Below are 17,895 nucleotides of genomic sequence, written 5' to 3' on the forward strand. Positions count from 1 at the left end.
AAGAAGAAATCTATGGTCCTAATTTAGAGTATAGATTGTTTTAGTTATTGAGGTAGTAGAACAGAGGTTAAATCTACACAAGTATTAACTTAATGGTGTGTAATTTTTAGTAAAATAACCTATTGAAGTTCTACCTAAATGTGCTATGGTTAGCAAAGTTGTAAAGGCTTTCTCAATTCGCTTGTATCTTAGCAAGGAGTTAGCCTGTGGAGCAATGTGACAAAATCTTTCTTTGCTTTGTACATTCTTTTCAATAAGTACAGGTAAACTGTGAACTATGGAAGGTTCGTTGACTGTAACAAGATAGGAACACAGCAAGTAATAGCTTTTCTATTTTTCTTTATTCTTTGTTGTTTTTCTTAGGGTAGATTGTTATTGGTAATGTTATTTGGGAAGTCAGATTCTTTCCTTTGTACTGTGCAGGATTCCACGAGTCAGCAGTAACATCAACTATCATAGTTTTCATTTTATCATCAGTATTATCAGGAAATAAGCTGCGTATTATTTCTGTTGATTCTAAAACTCCTTGTTCTGAAATAGTTAATTCGAATACTATGGTTACTGGTACAGGTAAGCTTTCTTGAGGAAAGTTTTGATAAAATAATTTAGTAAAGTTTACGTCAATTTGATCTTTTGCAATACGCGAATAGGCAGATTTATAACCTTGATGGTTGTTGAAATCCAAAGTATCAGTGTTTGATCGAGCACAGACCATTGCAGTGCTTGGTATATATTCGTCAATAGTTACCTTATTTTGAGAAAAAGCATTGAATACGAATGCAGTGACTAAACAAAAACTTAAATATAAAGGAAGTTTATTTTTCATTTTTTATTTAAAAGTACAAATTATTTGAATACTTGCAATTAATAATTATGGGGTAGTTTGTAACTTTTTCCAATAGAAAGGAATGCAATTGCAGCAAGATAGAGTAAGTTTCGTATTTGAATGTATAAGCTGAGGTTTTCGGGCAGATAATAAAAAGAGAGGAGCCTTTAAAGCTCCTCTCTATATTCTTGTCATTTTAATAGAATACCACAAGTAAGTTTTATTTATGCTTAATCTTCTTGTGGGAAATAGTATTCTCCTGTGTATTCTAAATTAAATTCTTGTGCAGAGTTTGCTGGAGTACTGATTTTCACACTTGCGTTGTAAATATCTTTACGGATCATTTTTCCTATATTTAAGTTATAGTTTAGGTTGCTTGTAATAAAGTCCTTAATGATGATTTGTCCATCACTGTCAATTTCACCAACCATGATTGTAGGAGATTCAATGTTTTCTGTATTTGGAAGTACATATTTGTATGTCTCATCTTCTTGTAAAATGGCTGGAGCAAAGAACATGAAGTAAATAATGTAATTTGTTTTTAAGTCTGTATGTCTAACAGTCCAAGAGGATACTTTTGCACTATTTTCATCTTCTTCGTCTAAATCAAAGAATCCATCAAAGAATATTTCACCAACGTCAATGTTGTAAGTAGTTCCTTTGTGCTTAAAATAACCTTGTCCATTTGGCTTAGAATCTACATCTACTTTTATGGTGATAGGATCGCTGTCAACATAACCTTTTTTGGTTGCTATAAAGGTAAATTCACCTGCCTCTGTTGCTATCCACTTATTATCTGTAATAGTAGTTCCGTTTGATTGTTTGATGGTTACCTCTGTAATTTCTTTTTCTCCTACTTTGGCTGTGAAAGTAATTTCATCACCGATGTAGATTGTGTTTTCATTAGCTTCTAAGGTAAGCTTTTCCTCTTCAGGTGTCACTACTGGAGGTGGTTCAGGTGGATTGACTACTGGTGTTGTGCTATCGTCACTGCTACAAGAAAAAAAGCCCATTGCTGCTCCAAAAACGGCAATGTAAGTAATAAATTTTTTCATACGTTCTAATGTTTTATAGTTAATTAATTACTAATATATGTAATAATATTTTATAATAATTTATTATTTTCAATAAATTATTCAATAATTATACTTATAAAATAATTATAATTCAATAATGTATTTTTTCAAACATTCTCTGTTATTGAATCACTTTTTTTTCTGTATTTCTGTGATAAATAGTTATTAGGCTTATGTATCATTTGAATGTTTAAGGTTTTTGGCTAATATTTCCCACTTTTTGCATTAGGCAGAGTATTTTTTTATTCAAAATACTGTTTAACAATAGTTTGTGTTTTAGTATTATACTTATCGCTAAAAATTGGCTATTTTTGATTTCTTTTGAATTAAACTTTACTTTAATGGTTCGGTTAAAACGCTTTATGTTATTTCAAGTACAGTGCTATATATGGGCGCTACTTGTTGCGTTTGCTACTATTGGATGTTCAGCGAAGCAAAACTTATTTGCCGCATTTGACATCAGTTTAGAGAAACCTTTAACAGGAAGTAAAGCTTTAGCTAATGGGATTAGCATTGTTTGTGACAGTGAGATAAGCAATAAAGTTAACGAGCAATCTGCACAGCAGTTTTATCACAAAGTTGTTCCTTTGTCAGATAAGGACTATGTAGTGAAGGATTTGTCTTTTATAACCACTACATCTACTGTATGGGAAAGTTACATTCTACAATTAGCTGGTACTTCACCACCTTTATATCTCATGTTTAAAAAATTTAAGATTGCTTTGATTGGATAGTTATTTCGAAGAATAAAAATTTAAAATAAACTATTACAATATCTTAGAATTTAATAACATGCAAACTTTTAATAAACAGTCGTTTACTACGGCTGGCTTTTTTACGCTCGCTATTCGCTTAGTAGTTGGGTGGACTTATTTCTCTGCTTTTTGGAGACGTTTAATACTTGAAAATAAACTAATCGAAACCGAAGCAGGTTATATCGGTGTTAAGTTTAATCACTTCTTACCCAATGCAATTGGGATCAAGCCTATTATAGAGTACTTAGTTACTCATCCCGATCTACTTTGGTGGGCAATGGTTATTTTTACGATAGTTGAAGCTATTGTGGGGTTATTTATCATGTTGGGATTATTTACGCGATTGATGTCAATTGGAGTTGTTTCTTTAGCAATGGGGATACTATTGGGATCTGGTTGGATTGGTACAACTTGTTTAGATGAATGGCAGATTGGTGTTTTAGGAGTAGCTACAGGCTTTATTTTATTTTTGACAGGTGGTGGATATGGCTCTTTAGATTACTATTTTGAGAAGAAAGGACTTTCTTTTACCAATAAGAAGTGGTTTGGTTTCTTGGGTTCAGGTGTTTTGCCGATTAAGAATTTGAAACCGATTGTATTTGTAGGGTCTTTTGCTATTCTTCTTTTGACACTTTACACGAATCAAGTTTTTCACGGAGGAGTATTTGGTACATTGCACAATAAGTCAGTTAAGCCAAAAATTGAATTGAATCAAGTAAATTGGGTAGATAATTCATTGAAATTTGAGGTTTATCGCGTAGAAGGAGCAGATGTATACGGTTCATTTTTGATTGGTGTTCAATTGGAAACTAAATCAGGAAGGGTGATCCAACACTGGGATGGAAAAGCACTTTCTCAAGTAAGTGAGGATTCAATTGACAATGCTTACGTTGCTCAAGTGAAGGCTGGTAAACACAGTATGGTTATTCCCTTAGGAGCTAAGGCAATCTTGAATTTTCAAACAGAAAATAGTAGACCTTCAGAGGACGTTGTATTGCGATTGATTGATATCAGTGGAATAGAATGGACTGCTGAGGTAAAATAGAATAAAAGTATTTTGACTTTGCCAAAGAGATACTGCTTTTGAGCAGTATCTCTTTTTTGTTTTAATCGTAACATGATTGGTGATTTGTATCAACAGAGTAATCCTTCTAAGATCCTTTCTTTCCTTTTTTGTGTTAGACCTTACAATTGCTTTACAAATTGAATATGAATGGCATTTGCCTTAGTCTGTTTTTGCATTGACTGACAGTAGTAGCATCTACCTTTGAGCTAATGTCACAGGGTAAGGTACTATTATTATCATCTTCCTTTTTACTATTCAGCAGAGTAGCGATAGTTTATTAGTATAATGCAAGCTTGATATAAGAAAAGGAATAGTACCGTAATCTTTCAGATATTAACTCAATGATATTTTCCCACGCAAAAGGATTAGCCTTTCCTCATATCGTAACGAAATTACCGAGAATGATGATGAAGCTGATGAATTTTTTAAAGCAGATTTACCTGTTCTACGATAGGGACTTTCTTGCACTTCCTTGGGCTTTTCTTGCACTTTTCTTGGGGTTTTCTAGCCCAGAGAGGGGTTTTCTCGAAGAAAGGTGCAAGAAACCCGCAAGCAATGCCTAACCATCTCAGTACAAAACTATAGGTAGATTGTCATTCGGTAAGGGGAAATCATAAACTGTTTTTTTTAAAAGAGATTTTGTGTTAGTATAATTGTGTTTACGATCTTGGAACATTTCGTAGTGAAAAAATTATTTAGCGAAGATTTACATACCGACATAGTGGATACTTATAGACCGTGAGTCGTATAATGAGGTAATTATAGGGTAGTAGACTTGATTTGTAGGGTGTATTGTATAAAAAAGGCCTTAGTCTAAACTAAGGCCATTTGATATTTATTTATGCAGGAAATTACCCGTGTATGTGTTCTTTGTTACCATAAGATTGGATCAGTTGTCCTTCGAAATCTAACCATTCTTTCCAACGTTTATCAACATCTACTTTTTCTGTATATTTTCGTGCAAACTTTAAGAAGGTTGTATAGTGGTTAGCTTCAGAAACCATTAGATCATAGTAGAATTTTGCTAATTCTTCATCTTTGATATTTTGTGAAAGCACACGGAATCGCTCACAACTTCTTGCTTCAATCATTGCTGCAAATAATAATCTGTCAATAAAAGCATCATTGCGACTTCCGTCTTTGCGACAAAACTTATAGAGTTGATTAACATAGTCATCTTTGCGTTCACGTCCTAATGTATATCCGCGTTCTTTGATGATGTCATGTACCATTTTGAAGTGTTCCATTTCTTCAATTGCAATATCCGTTAATTCTGTTACTAGATCTTCGTGTTCTGAGTTATAAGTAATTAAAGTAATAGCATTAGTAGCTGCTTTTTGCTCACACCAGCAATGATCCGTTAATATCTCTTCTAAGTTAGACTCAGCGATATTTGCCCAACGAGGGTCTGTCAATAGTTTTAATCCAAGCATAATTCCTTTTCGTTTTATGCAAAAATAGCAAATATTAGATAGTAACATACTGTATTATTGGATTATCCTATCGTTATAACGGAGTTGCTTTTGTTTGTATTATATGTTATTGCATATAAAATGATGTTTTAAGGGTAGATTATATGTTATTGCATATAGTTTTGTGTCGTATTGATTTAAGAACAAGTATTTTTGTAGAATGAAACACAATTTATCAGGAAAGAAAGTATTAGTCATAGGACCTGTATGGCCAGAGTCCAAATCATCTGCAGCGGGGAAGCGTATGCTACAACTTCTGCAATGTTTTAAAGATTGGGGAATGCAGATTTACTTCGGAAGTACAGCTAAGAAGTCTGAGGTGAGTGATGATTTGTCTTGTTACGGAGTGACTGAGGTAGAGTTATGGCTTAACGATGCCCGTACAGATGAAGTATTAGCTGATCTGATGCCTGATGTAGTGATGTATGACCGCTTTATGATAGAGGAGCAGTTTGGATGGCGTGTGACAGAACAATGTCCTGATGCGATGACAATATTGGATACAGAAGACTTACACTTCCTACGATTTGCTCGTCAAGAGATGCAAAAGAAAGGAGGAGAAGATATAGAGGACTATCTATATTGTGAACGTGCTAAACGCGAATTGGCAAGTATACTGAGATGTGATTTGACTTTGATTATTTCAGCGTATGAGTATAAGTTATTAGTAGAGAAGTTCCATATCTTACCGAATGCGCTTTTGTTTATTCCCTTTATGGAAAAAGAGATCACATCTGAGGATATCAGTAATTGGAAAGGCTATGAGGAGAGAGAGGACTTTGTGTTTATAGGAAACTTTATTCACGAGCCGAATTGGCAGACTGTGCTTAAGCTAAAGACGGTAATATGGCCGCTGTTGCGCAAGAAGTTGCCACAGACAAGAATGCATATTTATGGAGCTTATCCCTCAGCTAAAGTGATGCAATTACACAACGAGAGTGAGCGTTTTATGGTTCACGGTAGAGCAGATGATGCATTAGAAGTGATTAGTGCCGCTAAAGTGATGTTAGCTCCTATACCCTTTGGAGCTGGGATTAAAGGGAAGTTTGTTGATGCGATGCGCGTGGGTACACCTTCAGTGTCGTCGTCAGTAGGAGTAGAGTCAATGAAAGGTGAATCAGAGTGGTGTGGCTATGTGGGAGATGAGGTAGAGGATTTTGTTGATAAAGCAGTTGATTTGTATTTGAATGAATCTATCTGGAGGGAAAAACAATTGTTAGGAATTGAAATATTGAAACGCAATTATGACGCTGAGTTTTATTCAGAAGCCTTTTTGCTGGCGATATTGCGCTTATCTAAAGATTTGGTCGCGACACGTCGAGCGAATTTCTTAGGAGAAGTATTTAAGCATCATACTGCCCAAAGTAGTAAGTACTTTGGTATGTGGATAGAGGAAAAGAATAAAAAAAGCGAGTAAATTTTTACTCGCTTTTTTGTATTTATAGAGATGATTATTTCATCATTTCAGTATAATATTTGTAGAACAATGGAATAGTCTCAATACCTTTTAGGTAGTTGAATACTCCGAAGTGTTCGTTAGGAGAGTGGATTGCATCAGTGTCTAATCCGAATCCCATCATTACTGATTTAGAGCCTAATTCTTCTTCGAATAATGCTACGATAGGAATACTTCCTCCTGAACGTACAGGAATAGGTGCTACTCCGAATGTATCTGTATATGCCTTAGCAGCAGCTTGGTATCCGATAGAGTCGATAGGAGTCACATATCCTTGTCCTCCGTGATGAGGTTTTACTTCTACACGTACTCCTGCAGGAGCGATGCTTTCGAAGTGTTTTTTGAATAGTTCAGTGATTTCTTCCCAGTCTTGGTTTGGTACAAGACGCATAGAGATTTTAGCAAAAGCTTTGCTGGCGATAACTGTTTTAGCACCTTCACCAGTATAACCTCCCCAGATACCATTCACGTCTAATGTAGGGCGGATAGAGTTACGCTCATTCGTCGTATAACCTGCTTCTCCGTATACATCATCAATATCAAGTTTTTGTTTGTAGTCTTCTAAAGAGAATGGACGTTTAGCCATTTCGTCTCTTTCTTCACGAGATAATTCTTCTACTTTATCATAGAATCCTGGTACTGTGATATGGTTGTTCTCATCGTGTAGAGAAGCAATCATCTTCGTCAATACATTGATAGGGTTCGCTACAGCTCCTCCGTATAGTCCTGAGTGTAAGTCTCTGTTAGGACCAGTTACCTCTACTTCTACATAGCTCAGTCCTCTTAATCCTGTCGTGATAGAAGGCTGCTCGTTAGAGATCATTCCTGTATCAGAGATTAAGATTACGTCATTCTTAAGTTTCTCTTGGTTTCTTTTTACGAACCATCCTAAACTTACAGAACCTACTTCTTCTTCCCCTTCGATCATGAACTTCACGTTACATGGCAAAGCATCGTTAGCAATCATGTATTCGAACGCTTTTACGTGCATATACATTTGCCCTTTATCGTCACAAGCTCCACGAGCGAAGATTGCTCCGTCAGGGTGTAGATCTGTTGTTTTGATTACAGGTTCGAATGGAGGAGAAGTCCATAACTCTATAGGATCAGCAGGTTGCACATCGTAGTGGCCATAAACTAATACTGTAGGAAGAGCCGGATCGATGATTTTCTCACCATAAACGATAGGATAACCAGGTGTTTCGCATAATTCTACTATATCACATCCTGCTTTTTCTAAACTTTCTTTTACTGCTTCAGCAGTGTTTATTACGTCTTGAGAATATGCACTATCAGCACTGATAGATGGCTTTTTTAATAGTTCAATTAACTCATCTAAAAGACGTTGTTTGTTTTCTTGAACAAATTGTTTTGAATCTTTCATAATATAAAAGGATACATTGATTTTGTTACTCACAAAGCTATGAATAAAAAAATACAATTTTTTTCTTGCAGATAAAAAAACCTGTTGTATATTTGCAACGTCTTAAAGGAACAGGATGTTCCACTGATTACGCGGGTATGGTGAAATTGGTAGACACGCCAGACTTAGGATCTGGTGCCGCAAGGTGTGAAGGTTCGAGTCCTTTTACCCGCACAAGAAAGCCTCTTCATTTGAAGGGGCTTTTTTTATGGAATTATTTTAACAATCATTTATTTTTAAAGCTCTTATACATAGGCTTTTAAGAATTAATGACTTTTTTTATTATTTAAGATTTGTTTTTAAGCAGAAAAATCTATTATATTTGCCACGTCTAAAAAGGAACAGGATGTTCCACAAGATTTCGCGGGTATGGTGAAATTGGTAGACACGCCAGACTTAGGATCTGGTGCCGCAAGGTGTGAAGGTTCGAGTCCTTTTACCCGCACAAAAAAGCCTCTTCAACTGAAGGGGCTTTTTTTATTTACTTCTGAGGAGCTATTCTTTTAGGACCAGTACTGGTTTTGAATTTGTTGTAGTTGAGTCTTGTGAAGTTTTAATTATTACAGAATAGGAGAGTTAGATTAAGCTCTTTTTTTGTAAATTTCATTTTTAAACTATGACCATTTAGTGATAGGTGTGACTTTTGGTTATCTGTTTGTCTTATATTCAGTAAAACTCACCGTTTATACAATTATGTTTGATTTAAAAACTTTTCTTTCATCACTTTTAGAGTACGAATTATACGCGAGTAAGTCTATAACGATTACGATAGGGACTATACTTTTCATTGCTTTTACTTTAACTATTACAAAGTATGGGTTGCGCGTATTGAAGAAAACTTTTATGAAGATGGCTACGCCAGATGTTGCTGCAAGATTGGGTAGTGTATTTAATTTTGTCAATTACTTTATATACCTGATTATCTTTTTATTCTTATTAAATGTGATAGGGATTAATATAAGTATGTTTTTGACTACGTCAGCAGCATTGTTTGTTGGGCTTGGGTTTGCATTACAAGATATTTTTAGAGATTTAATTGCGGGAATTTATATTTTGATAGATAAGACGCTTAATGTGGGAGATGTTATTGAAGCTCATGGACAAGTAGCAAGGGTTAAGACAATTAACCTTCGTTGTACCATTGTTGAAACACGTAATCGAAAGGATATCGTGATACCTAATCGCAAGTTAATTGACGATATAGTTTACAATTGGACGCACGAGGACCCAATTATTCGTGCCCGTATTGACGTGGGGTCGTATATTGGTACAGATTCTGAATTGGTCAAAGCGGTATTGCTTTCAGCAGTTGAAGATAATAAAGATGTTCTGAAGCATCCTAAGCCGATTGTGTTTATCGATCAATTTGGAGATTCTTCTATCCGCTTTATTTTGTATTATTTTATAGATAATGCTTTTGATAATGATCGAATCGCTAGTGACATACGTTTCGAGATAGATCGGAAGTTTAAATTGAATAATATTCATTTACCTGTTCCTGTTCTAAAGTTAGATAAGTAATTTTATATCTATTTTTATAATTACTTTTACGCCGTTTTTATGTCTATGCCATGAATAGTTCAAAAGGAAGTAACAATAAGGTCAAAGGGGAAGATGTCTTAAGGAAGTTACCTCGTCAGACTCGCAAAAGGAGTACACGCAAACCTAAACCAAAAGTAAAAAAGGGCAATTCTACTTTTAATCAAATAAAGTGGGTTTTGATTATTTTGACCTTTGTCGGTGTAGGAGTATGGTTTGGACTTACGTTTAGTGAGGGAATTAATTATTTTTTTAGTAGAGATAGAAAGGAAGCGGAAAGCAAGTCATTATTTGATTTTAGAACTGCAGAGGTGTTAAGTCGCCATGAGGGAAAAATGATTGGACTTGATGTTTCTCATTATCAAGGTGATATAGTTTGGGCTGATGTCGATTCAGTAATTGGACGAGCTCCAATAGAATTTGCGATTATTCGATCTACGATGGGAGTTGATGGTAAGGATAAAAAGTTTAAAAAGAACTGGAAAGGAGCAGGTGCCAATCATTTTATAAGAGGAGCTTATCACTATTATCGACCAGATGAGAATTCATTAGAACAGGCAAAAAACTTTATCAATACAGTCACATTAGTAGAGGGAGATTTACCTCCTATTCTGGATATTGAAGATTTTCCGAAGGAACAGCCAATGGATAGTCTTATAAAGGGGGTGAAAAAATGGTTAGTCACAGTCGAAAAACACTATAAAGTAAAACCAATCTTGTATTCAGGTGAATATTATTATAATACTCATCTCAGTAAGGCATTCCCTGAATATACTGTTTGGATAGCTAACTACAATTTCTTTGTAGAAGAAATTAAAGATCATTGGCAATTCTGGCAATTCACTGAGAATGGCACTGTAAAGGGGATTAAAGGTAAAGTTGACTTGAATGTATATAATGGTACTAAAGCAGATATCAGAAAATTATTGATTAAGTAAGTAGGATTTACTTTATTGTTTAACATCCAAGGCATCTCGCAATGCGTTTCCAATCAACATAAAACTAATGACTAATAGGAACATCGCCAATCCAGGTAAAAGTGCTAAATAGGGCTTGCCGAGTAAAATGTAATTGTAGTTTTCTTTTATCATAGCACCCCAACTCGGTGTTGGTACTTGTGTTCCTAAACCTAAGAAACTCAGTCCACTTTCCATTAAAATAGCTGAAGCAAAATTGGCAGCTGAAATCACGATAACAGGAGCCATACAATTTGGTAAAATATGTTTGCTTATGATTCTGTAATCATTGTACCCTAATGCTCTTGCAGCCGTAATATATTGTTGCTCTTTGATGCTAATTACTTGACCTCGTACAACACGTGCAACTTCTACCCACATCGTCATACCAACTGCTATAAATACTTGCCAGAATCCTTTACCTAAAGCTAATGTAATAGCAATAACAAGAAGTAATGTAGGAATTGACCAGAATACATTGATTAGCCATAAGATAAGGGCATCTACTTTTCCTCCATAATATCCCGCAATTGATCCTAAGGAGATACCAATTACAAGAGAAATCAGTACAGCGACAAAGCCAATAGATAATGACACTCTCGATCCAATGAGTAATCGACTTAAATAGTCCCTTCCTTGATTATCAGTCCCTAACCAATATGTTTTACTCTTTATGATTTCCGATAAGGTAGGATTTGAAAAATGGTTTAGGGGAATTGATTTGAAATCTTCTAATTCGGGTTGTGCACTATACGGTTTGTAGTAAAGTGTGTCACTGTCAACTTTGTATTCTCCTATTGGAATATGTTTTAATGGTTCTTTGCGACCTGTCCAATATTCTTGAAAAGATCTCTTATAATTATCTTGTAGTTGAATATAGTCAACAGTAAAGCCAGGAGATTTAGAATGCAGTGCTAAATCACCTGAATTTGCATTAGCTGAGTAATCGGGAATATAAAAATATACCGTCAGAGAGATAACGCTTACAAGAATGATAAACCAAAAAGACAAAACGCCCCAAAAGTTCGTTTTGAATTTTTGGAGCGCTAATCTTGTATAAGAATTGTTATTGTGAGACATTGTCTTTATAACTACAAATTATTATCTAAACCTTATTTAACAGGGTGAGCTTTAAAGCTTTCTAAGTCTTTTAAAATATTAATACCTTCTTCTACATATATATCACCTTGTAATCTTTCATGCCATCTATCTCTCTTGTCTTTTAAGATAGTGTCATTCGAGATACGTTTAATTTCACTTGGTAAAGAAGAAAATTTCAAAGTGTTTTTATATTTAGAAATAGCTTTAAACTTCTTCGCTTTTTCTTCAATTTCTTTTTGTCTTTCTTGGTATTTATCAATTTGTAAAGCAAAAGTTTTTTCGTCTTTACGCTGATTAATCCATTGTGCATTTTCATCGATTAAAGCAAACTGTTCGTTTGTTTTGATACGCTTGTAACTTTTCTCAATGATAGGAGTGAAGTCGTTTTTGTATGCAGTGTAATCTGCTCTTTCGATTTTGTCCCATGGCATAGCGTTATCCATATCTCTTTCTCCCATATCGATATAAGAGTATCTATCTGGTAAAATGATATCACTTAAAACACCTTCTCTTTGGGTAGAACCTCCGTTAATTCTATAGAATTTTTGAAGTGTGATTTTTAAAGCACCTAAATCGCCATAAGGTTGTTTCTTCAATAGTTCATTTAAGTCAACAAGATTTTGAACAGTTCCTTTTCCATAAGTATGCTTACTACCAATGATAATTCCTCTTTTGTAATCTTGGATTGCAGCGGCAAAGATTTCAGAGGCAGAAGCAGAGAAGTTGTTCACTAAAACAACAAGCGGTCCTTCCCAAACGATTTGTGTTCCTTTGTCATCTAATACTTGTTGTTTCCCTTTTGAAGATTTTACTTGAACTACAGGGCCTTCTTTTGCAAACAAGCCCATCATATCCACAACAGTAGAAAGTGAACCCCCTCCATTGTTTCTAAGATCCATCACAATACCTTCAATCCCTTGAGATTTTAGTTCTTTTATCTCTTTTTGTACATCTGTAAATGCATTTCTATTGTCTTTGTTTTCAAAATCGATATAGAATTTAGGAAGGTGAATTAAACCATATTTTTTTCCATCGAGTTCGATTATAGAAGACTTAGCATAAGTTTCTTCAATCTCAATCTTTTCGCGCATTAATGAAATAATGCTAATTGTTCCATCAATTTTTTTGATTGTCAAGAAGACCTTAGTTCCTTTTTTACCTTTAATTAATTTTACAACGTTATCCAATCTCATTCCAACGATATCAATAGGTTCTTCGTCTTCCGTTTGAGCAACTTTTAGGATAATGTCTCCAACTTCTATTTTTTTACTTTTTTCAGCAGGACCACCTGGTACAAGTTCATTAATCTCAACACCTTCAGGTTTCTTTCTAAGTACAGCTCCGATTCCTTCAAAACTTCCACTCATACTTGCATCAAATTTCTCTTTGTCTTCAGGAGCAAAGTAGAAGGTATGTGGATCGTAGCGCTCAACAATTGAGTTAAGGTAAATTGAAAGCCAATCTTTTCGCTCTAAATCATTAATTACATCAAAGAATTCATTGAGAGATTTTAGCGTGCTTTCTCTAGCTTCTTCTTCAAGTTGTTCGAAAGTTTTCTTTTCAACTGGTTTATCCTCTTTCTTCTTGTCTTTCTTTTGAGTTGTAGTTATTTCCTCATCTGTTAAGTCACCATCTTCTTCTATGACATCTTTTCCTTCTTGAATTTTAAGGTTATCAGTTAAAGTAGATAGTACAGTAAGTTTTAGCTGTTTTTCCCAACGCGATTTAAGTTCTTCTCTGTCTTTTGCATAAGCAAGCTTATCGTAATCTGCATCAAAAGTTTCATCAATATCAAAGTCAAATGGAGTAGCTAATATTTCAGTATAAATATCTTTAGCTTCTAACATTCTTTTGTTAATACGATCATAGGTTAAATCAAAAAAGGAAAGATCTTTTAGTTGAATCATGTCATCTAAAAGTATTTCATATTCAGAAAACTCTTTAATATCCGCTTGAGTAAAATAACGTTTCATAGGGTCTAATGCCTTTAAGTATTCGGTATAGACCTTTTGAGAAAATTTATCGTCAATTTTTGGTGGATCATAGTGAGTTCGATCCAATAAATACGTAACCAACTCTAATAGAAGTTGATCTTTTTCAGGGTTTTCTTTAGGCTCTTTTGGCATGAAACTCCAAAGTAGAGCTGAGACACCTAGTAAGATTAAAATAACCTTATAATTTTTTTTCATAAATAACTTAATAGTATTCATTAATAAGTTTTCAACTAAAGTAGTTAAAAAAGTAAAGATACGGACTTGTCTCCCGATAATAATTTGTTAAAATGGAAAATTAGTACTGATAATTCACTTTTTTTAATGGTTTGACAGAATATGAAACGCCTGTAATTTGGCTAATATTTACTACATTAGCGAATGTAAATAAAAAAATGAAATGATGCAAAAACCCTTGATTTTAGTAACAAATGATGATGGAATTACTGCTCCTGGAATAAGAGCGTTAATTTCTGTAATGAAAGAGATTGGGGATGTGGTAGTTGTGGCTCCCGATAGTGCGCAATCTGGTATGGGACATGCCGTTACAATAAATAATACTCTGACTTTAGAAAAAGTAAATATTGATAGTGATATTGAAAAAGAATATGCTTGCTCAGGGACTCCTGTAGATTGTGTAAAGATAGCCTTAGGTCAAATATTAAATCGAAAACCAGACCTATGTGTTTCTGGAATTAATCACGGTTCAAATTCGTCAATAAATGTTATCTACTCTGGTACGATGAGTGCAGCACTTGAAGCGGGGATGAGTGGTATACCGGCTATAGGATTTTCACTATTGGATTTTAGTTGGAATGCTGATTTTGAACAAATAAAACCATTTATCAAGAAGATCACTTTGGAGGCACTAAAGAAAGGAGTTCCAACAGATGTGGTGTTCAATGTGAATTTTCCAAAGTTGAAGTTTGATGAGATAAAAGGAATTAAAGTATGTCGTCAAGCAAAAGCTACTTGGGTTGAGAATTTTGATAAGCGTATTAGCCCTCATGGGAAAGAATACTATTGGTTAAAAGGGGAGTTCGTTAATCAAGACAAAGGCGAGGATACTGATGAATGGGCTTTAGAGCATGGCTATGTTTCTTTGGTTCCTGTACATTTTGATATGACTGCGCATCATACAATAAATCGAATTAATACTTGGGATTTGTAATGGATTATAGGCTAAAAGGAATATTAATTGGTTTTGTAGCAGGATTAATTGTAACTGTAATTGGTTCAGAAGTATACCTAAGACTGTTTACCCATTTTGACTTGGTGAATGATTTTAGTTTTATTTATAGAACAAAGTTACTTGGTCGTATTACTGCTATAGGAAGTCTATTCAATTTGGCTTTATTTACTTTTTTTATTACCAAGCGTCGCGATTTTTACGCAAGAGGGTGTATTTTAGCAGTCTTTTTTATAACCTTGATTACATTTTTTATATAGATGAAATATTATATTATAGCAGGAGAAGCATCAGGTGATCTACATGGTTCCAACTTGATGAAATCTATTTACAAGAAAGATCCGCAAGCTGAAATTCGCTTTTGGGGTGGAGACTTAATGGAGAGTGTAGGAGGAAAACTTGTAAAGCATTATAAGGATTTGGCTTTTATGGGGTTCATCGAAGTGGTTCAAAATCTGCGTACAATATTGAATAATATTTCTTTTTGTAAGAAGGACATTCAAAGTTTTAAACCAGATGTGTTGATTTTTATTGATTATCCGGGTTTTAATATGCGTATAGCTAAATGGGCTAAGGAAATTAAGATTCCAACTCATTATTATATTTCACCTCAAATCTGGGCATGGAAAGAGAGTCGTATTAAGGTAATCAAAAGAGATGTTGATTTTATGTATGTAATCCTTCCATTTGAGAAAGATTTCTATGAAAAGAAACATCAGTTTCCAGTTACTTTTGTGGGACATCCATTGATTGATGCTATTGGTCAGTATAGAGAGAAAGAGCATGAAGACTTTAGAGCAAAACACAAGTTGGATGATAGGCCGATTATTGCACTTTTGCCAGGTAGTAGAAAACAAGAGATTAGTAGGTTACTGGGTGAGATGCTTTCTGTGATTCACAAGTATCCGGAATATCAATTTGTAATAGCAGGTGCTCCTGGACAAGAGCCCACTTTTTATGAACGATTTATACAAGATAAGAATATTTCTTTTATCTTTAATGAAACGTATGCGCTGCTTAATGTTGCACATGCTGCTTTGGTAACTTCAGGAACTGCTACTTTAGAAACTGCTTTGTTCCGTGTTCCACAAGTTGTTTTGTATAAAGGAAACCAGATTTCATATGAAATTGCAAAAAGAATAATAACTTTACGTTATATCTCTCTTGTGAATCTCATTATGGATGATGATGTGGTTGTGGAATTAATTCAGAGTGATTGTAATTCTAACCGAATAGAAGAGGAGTTTAAGAAAATTGTAGGAGGAGAGTATAGAACACAATTATTGCACAAGTACGATCAATTGATTGATAAATTAGGTGGAACTGGTGCAAGTGATCATGTAGCAGAGGAAATTATTAGAAATAGTAAACACAAGATGAATTAGTCGATATATTCTATAAATTATGATGGGCATTAAGATTTTATCTACTGTATGTATATTTACCTTTTCACTGCAATCTTTTGCTGTTGAAAGTATGCGAATTTCGTCTGATCTAAATGACTTAGATCCTCAAGATAGAAAGACAATAGTCTTAGAGGAGAGTAAGAAGATAGATGAGGATATACAATCTCAGTTGGATGAATTATTAAATGACTTTATAGAAGAAATGAATAATTCGTCTGTCTATGCAGGTACAGATGCTATATTAAATACTGCTTTTAATTATGAAGGAGTAAGATATCGATTTGGTGGTACTACATATTCTGGCATTGATTGTTCGGGATTAGTGATGAATGCATTTGCCAATACAGATTTGAATCTTCCTCGCACTTCAAGTGAATTGGCGCAAGTGGGAGAAAAAATTAAAAAGAATAAGGCTCAAAAAGGAGACTTGATCTTTTTCAAAACACGTGGAAATAGAATTAGTCATGTTGGTATTATCACTGAGGTAACGCCAAATGACATCAAGTTTATTCATTCCTCAACCAGTAGAGGGGTTATTGTTTCATCGATTAATGAAACGTATTATAAGAATAGATTTGTACAGATAAATCGCGTGTTATCAGATAATTAAATTTTCTATCTTTATTATAATTTGGAGAGAATTTTGATACTACATTCATTATGAAGGTATTGAAATTCTCTTTTTTGTTTTACAGTATATTTCTTTGTCTGGGGATTTTATTTGCAGAGAGTACAGGCCTCCTTTTTGGGGGAGGAATGTTGTTTGCCTCTTTGCTTTATATAAGCTTGACAAGTTTGAGTTCTTGTAAGATTCGCAGTTCCTCTCTTGTTACTTTTGTACATGGTTTCCTTATCAGTTGTCTGTTTTTTAGTTTAGGTGTTTGTTGCGTACATTTAAGGTCATATGTTTCCCAAGAGAAGGAATTTTCTGTTTCCAGTTTTGATGATAGGTATGTTGCTATAACTTTTGTAGTTGAACAGCGTTTGCCTTCCTCTAATTCAAACTATACAAGGTATATTACTTCTGTCGTTAAGCAGGATAGCGTTGAGTTACAAAAGAAGGTCTTGCTCTATTTTCAAAGCGAAAGCAACTATCTTCAAGTGGGACAGGTCTATTACACTAAGGCGAAGTTTCAAGCGATTTCGCCACCTAAGAATAAGAATGGTTTTGACTTTAAACGTTATATGTTTGTCACTCATCAGATTGAGGCGCAGTTATATGTTAGTGATGTGGTGTATCTTGGGAAATCCCTGCATTGGCGTGATAAGATAAGGAGTATTAGAGATAGAGCTATTGGTCTTGTTGTTCAAAATCAGTCGTTAAGTATAGATTCTAAATCATTTGTTTTAGCACTTGTGTTTGGGGATAGGAGCCTAATTGAGTCAGATATAAAAGAGCAGTTTAAGACTTTGGGTATTATGCATATTCTCGCTATTTCAGGATTGCACATTGGCATAATCTATTTCCTTTTAGCAGCTATATTTTCCTTTTTATCCAAGAAATGGCGTTTTATTCTCATTACTTTAACGTGAGTTCTATCTTAGCCCCTAAATAAGCTGGAGTGAAACTAGTAAATTAATTACATAACTTTGGACTTATGAAATACAAGAAATGGAGCTTATCTGAGAAGCTATCAAT

The 17,895-nt window shown here is 34.4% G+C and carries 16 protein-coding genes and 2 tRNA genes; 12 read left to right on the forward strand and 6 right to left on the reverse strand.

What is annotated here, in order from left to right; translation table 11 throughout:
• Positions 1-340: 340 nt before the first annotated feature.
• Both GOQ24_RS08005 and GOQ24_RS08010 read right to left on the reverse strand, forming a co-directional pair.
• On the reverse strand, positions 341-826 hold the full coding sequence (locus GOQ24_RS08005) for a hypothetical protein (RefSeq protein ID WP_155092993.1): 486 nt from the start codon (positions 824-826) through the stop codon (positions 341-343).
• Between the two features lie 230 nt (positions 827-1,056).
• The gene (locus tag GOQ24_RS08010; RefSeq protein WP_155092992.1) at positions 1,057-1,881 is read right to left on the reverse strand and encodes a hypothetical protein; all 825 of its coding nucleotides are present in this window, start codon (positions 1,879-1,881) and stop codon (positions 1,057-1,059) included.
• Between the two features lie 362 nt (positions 1,882-2,243).
• Between GOQ24_RS08010 and GOQ24_RS08015 the strand changes: the two genes are divergently transcribed.
• Together GOQ24_RS08015 and GOQ24_RS08020 are read left to right on the forward strand one after the other, a co-directional pair.
• Positions 2,244-2,636: a hypothetical protein gene (locus GOQ24_RS08015; protein WP_155092991.1), complete on the forward strand. Its 393-nt coding sequence runs from the start codon at positions 2,244-2,246 to the stop codon at positions 2,634-2,636.
• A 58-nt stretch (positions 2,637-2,694) separates the two neighbouring features.
• A complete protein-coding gene (locus GOQ24_RS08020; RefSeq protein WP_155092990.1) occupies positions 2,695-3,702 on the forward strand; it encodes a TQO small subunit DoxD in 1,008 nt (335 codons plus the stop codon).
• Positions 3,703-4,574: 872 nt separating this feature from the next.
• On the opposite strand, the gene GOQ24_RS08025 is transcribed toward GOQ24_RS08020, so the two are convergent.
• Positions 4,575-5,156, reverse strand: a complete 582-nt coding sequence (locus tag GOQ24_RS08025; protein ID WP_155092989.1) for a tRNA-(ms[2]io[6]A)-hydroxylase — start codon at positions 5,154-5,156, stop codon at positions 4,575-4,577.
• A 199-nt stretch (positions 5,157-5,355) separates the two neighbouring features.
• Between GOQ24_RS08025 and GOQ24_RS08030 the strand changes: the two genes are divergently transcribed.
• On the forward strand, positions 5,356-6,612 hold the full coding sequence (locus GOQ24_RS08030; RefSeq protein WP_155092988.1) for a glycosyltransferase: 1,257 nt from the start codon (positions 5,356-5,358) through the stop codon (positions 6,610-6,612).
• Between the two features lie 34 nt (positions 6,613-6,646).
• Here the strand turns inward: GOQ24_RS08030 and GOQ24_RS08035 are convergent, their stop codons facing one another.
• A complete protein-coding gene (locus GOQ24_RS08035) occupies positions 6,647-8,035 on the reverse strand; it encodes a dipeptidase (RefSeq protein WP_155092987.1) in 1,389 nt (462 codons plus the stop codon).
• Positions 8,036-8,166: 131 nt separating this feature from the next.
• Between GOQ24_RS08035 and GOQ24_RS08040 the strand changes: the two genes are divergently transcribed.
• The 4 genes from GOQ24_RS08040 (at position 8,167) to GOQ24_RS08055 (ending at position 10,551) form a co-directional block, all read left to right on the forward strand.
• Positions 8,167-8,248, forward strand: a tRNA-Leu gene (locus GOQ24_RS08040).
• A 189-nt stretch (positions 8,249-8,437) separates the two neighbouring features.
• Positions 8,438-8,519, forward strand: a tRNA-Leu gene (locus GOQ24_RS08045).
• Between the two features lie 248 nt (positions 8,520-8,767).
• Positions 8,768-9,595 (forward strand): mechanosensitive ion channel family protein, encoded by an 828-nt coding sequence (locus GOQ24_RS08050; protein ID WP_155091023.1) that lies wholly within the window; start codon positions 8,768-8,770, stop codon positions 9,593-9,595.
• A gap of 50 nt (positions 9,596-9,645) precedes the next feature.
• A complete protein-coding gene (locus tag GOQ24_RS08055; RefSeq protein WP_160339441.1) occupies positions 9,646-10,551 on the forward strand; it encodes a GH25 family lysozyme in 906 nt (301 codons plus the stop codon).
• A gap of 12 nt (positions 10,552-10,563) precedes the next feature.
• Here GOQ24_RS08055 and GOQ24_RS08060 read toward each other — a convergent pair whose 3' ends face one another.
• Together GOQ24_RS08060 and GOQ24_RS08065 are read right to left on the reverse strand one after the other, a co-directional pair.
• Positions 10,564-11,649: an ABC transporter permease gene (locus GOQ24_RS08060; protein WP_160339442.1), complete on the reverse strand. Its 1,086-nt coding sequence runs from the start codon at positions 11,647-11,649 to the stop codon at positions 10,564-10,566.
• Positions 11,650-11,681: 32 nt separating this feature from the next.
• Entirely contained in the window at positions 11,682-13,880 is a 2,199-nt protein-coding gene (locus tag GOQ24_RS08065; RefSeq protein WP_160339443.1) for a carboxy terminal-processing peptidase, read from the reverse strand.
• Between the two features lie 184 nt (positions 13,881-14,064).
• Between GOQ24_RS08065 and surE the strand changes: the two genes are divergently transcribed.
• Genes surE through GOQ24_RS08090 form a run of 5 tightly spaced genes read left to right on the forward strand, consistent with a single transcriptional unit; the run spans position 14,065 to position 17,789 of the window.
• Positions 14,065-14,832, forward strand: a complete 768-nt coding sequence (gene surE, locus GOQ24_RS08070) for a 5'/3'-nucleotidase SurE (RefSeq protein ID WP_208103216.1) — start codon at positions 14,065-14,067, stop codon at positions 14,830-14,832.
• Positions 14,832-15,110 (forward strand): hypothetical protein, encoded by a 279-nt coding sequence (locus GOQ24_RS08075; protein ID WP_155091018.1) that lies wholly within the window; start codon positions 14,832-14,834, stop codon positions 15,108-15,110. The genes surE and GOQ24_RS08075 overlap by 1 nt, the downstream gene beginning before the upstream one ends.
• Positions 15,111-16,235 carry a lipid-A-disaccharide synthase gene (lpxB, locus tag GOQ24_RS08080; RefSeq protein ID WP_160339445.1) on the forward strand — a complete coding sequence of 375 codons (1,125 nt, stop codon included), beginning with the start codon at positions 15,111-15,113 and terminating at the stop codon, positions 16,233-16,235.
• Between the two features lie 19 nt (positions 16,236-16,254).
• The gene (locus GOQ24_RS08085; protein WP_230381481.1) at positions 16,255-16,866 is read left to right on the forward strand and encodes a C40 family peptidase; all 612 of its coding nucleotides are present in this window, start codon (positions 16,255-16,257) and stop codon (positions 16,864-16,866) included.
• 50 nt (positions 16,867-16,916) lie between these two features.
• On the forward strand, positions 16,917-17,789 hold the full coding sequence (locus GOQ24_RS08090) for a ComEC/Rec2 family competence protein (protein WP_160339446.1): 873 nt from the start codon (positions 16,917-16,919) through the stop codon (positions 17,787-17,789).
• Positions 17,790-17,895: the final 106 nt, after the last annotated feature.

The sequence above is a fragment of the Myroides sp. LoEW2-1 genome (assembly GCF_009767705.1).
In the GTDB taxonomy this organism is placed as follows: Bacteria; Bacteroidota; Bacteroidia; order Flavobacteriales; family Flavobacteriaceae; genus Flavobacterium; species Flavobacterium album_A.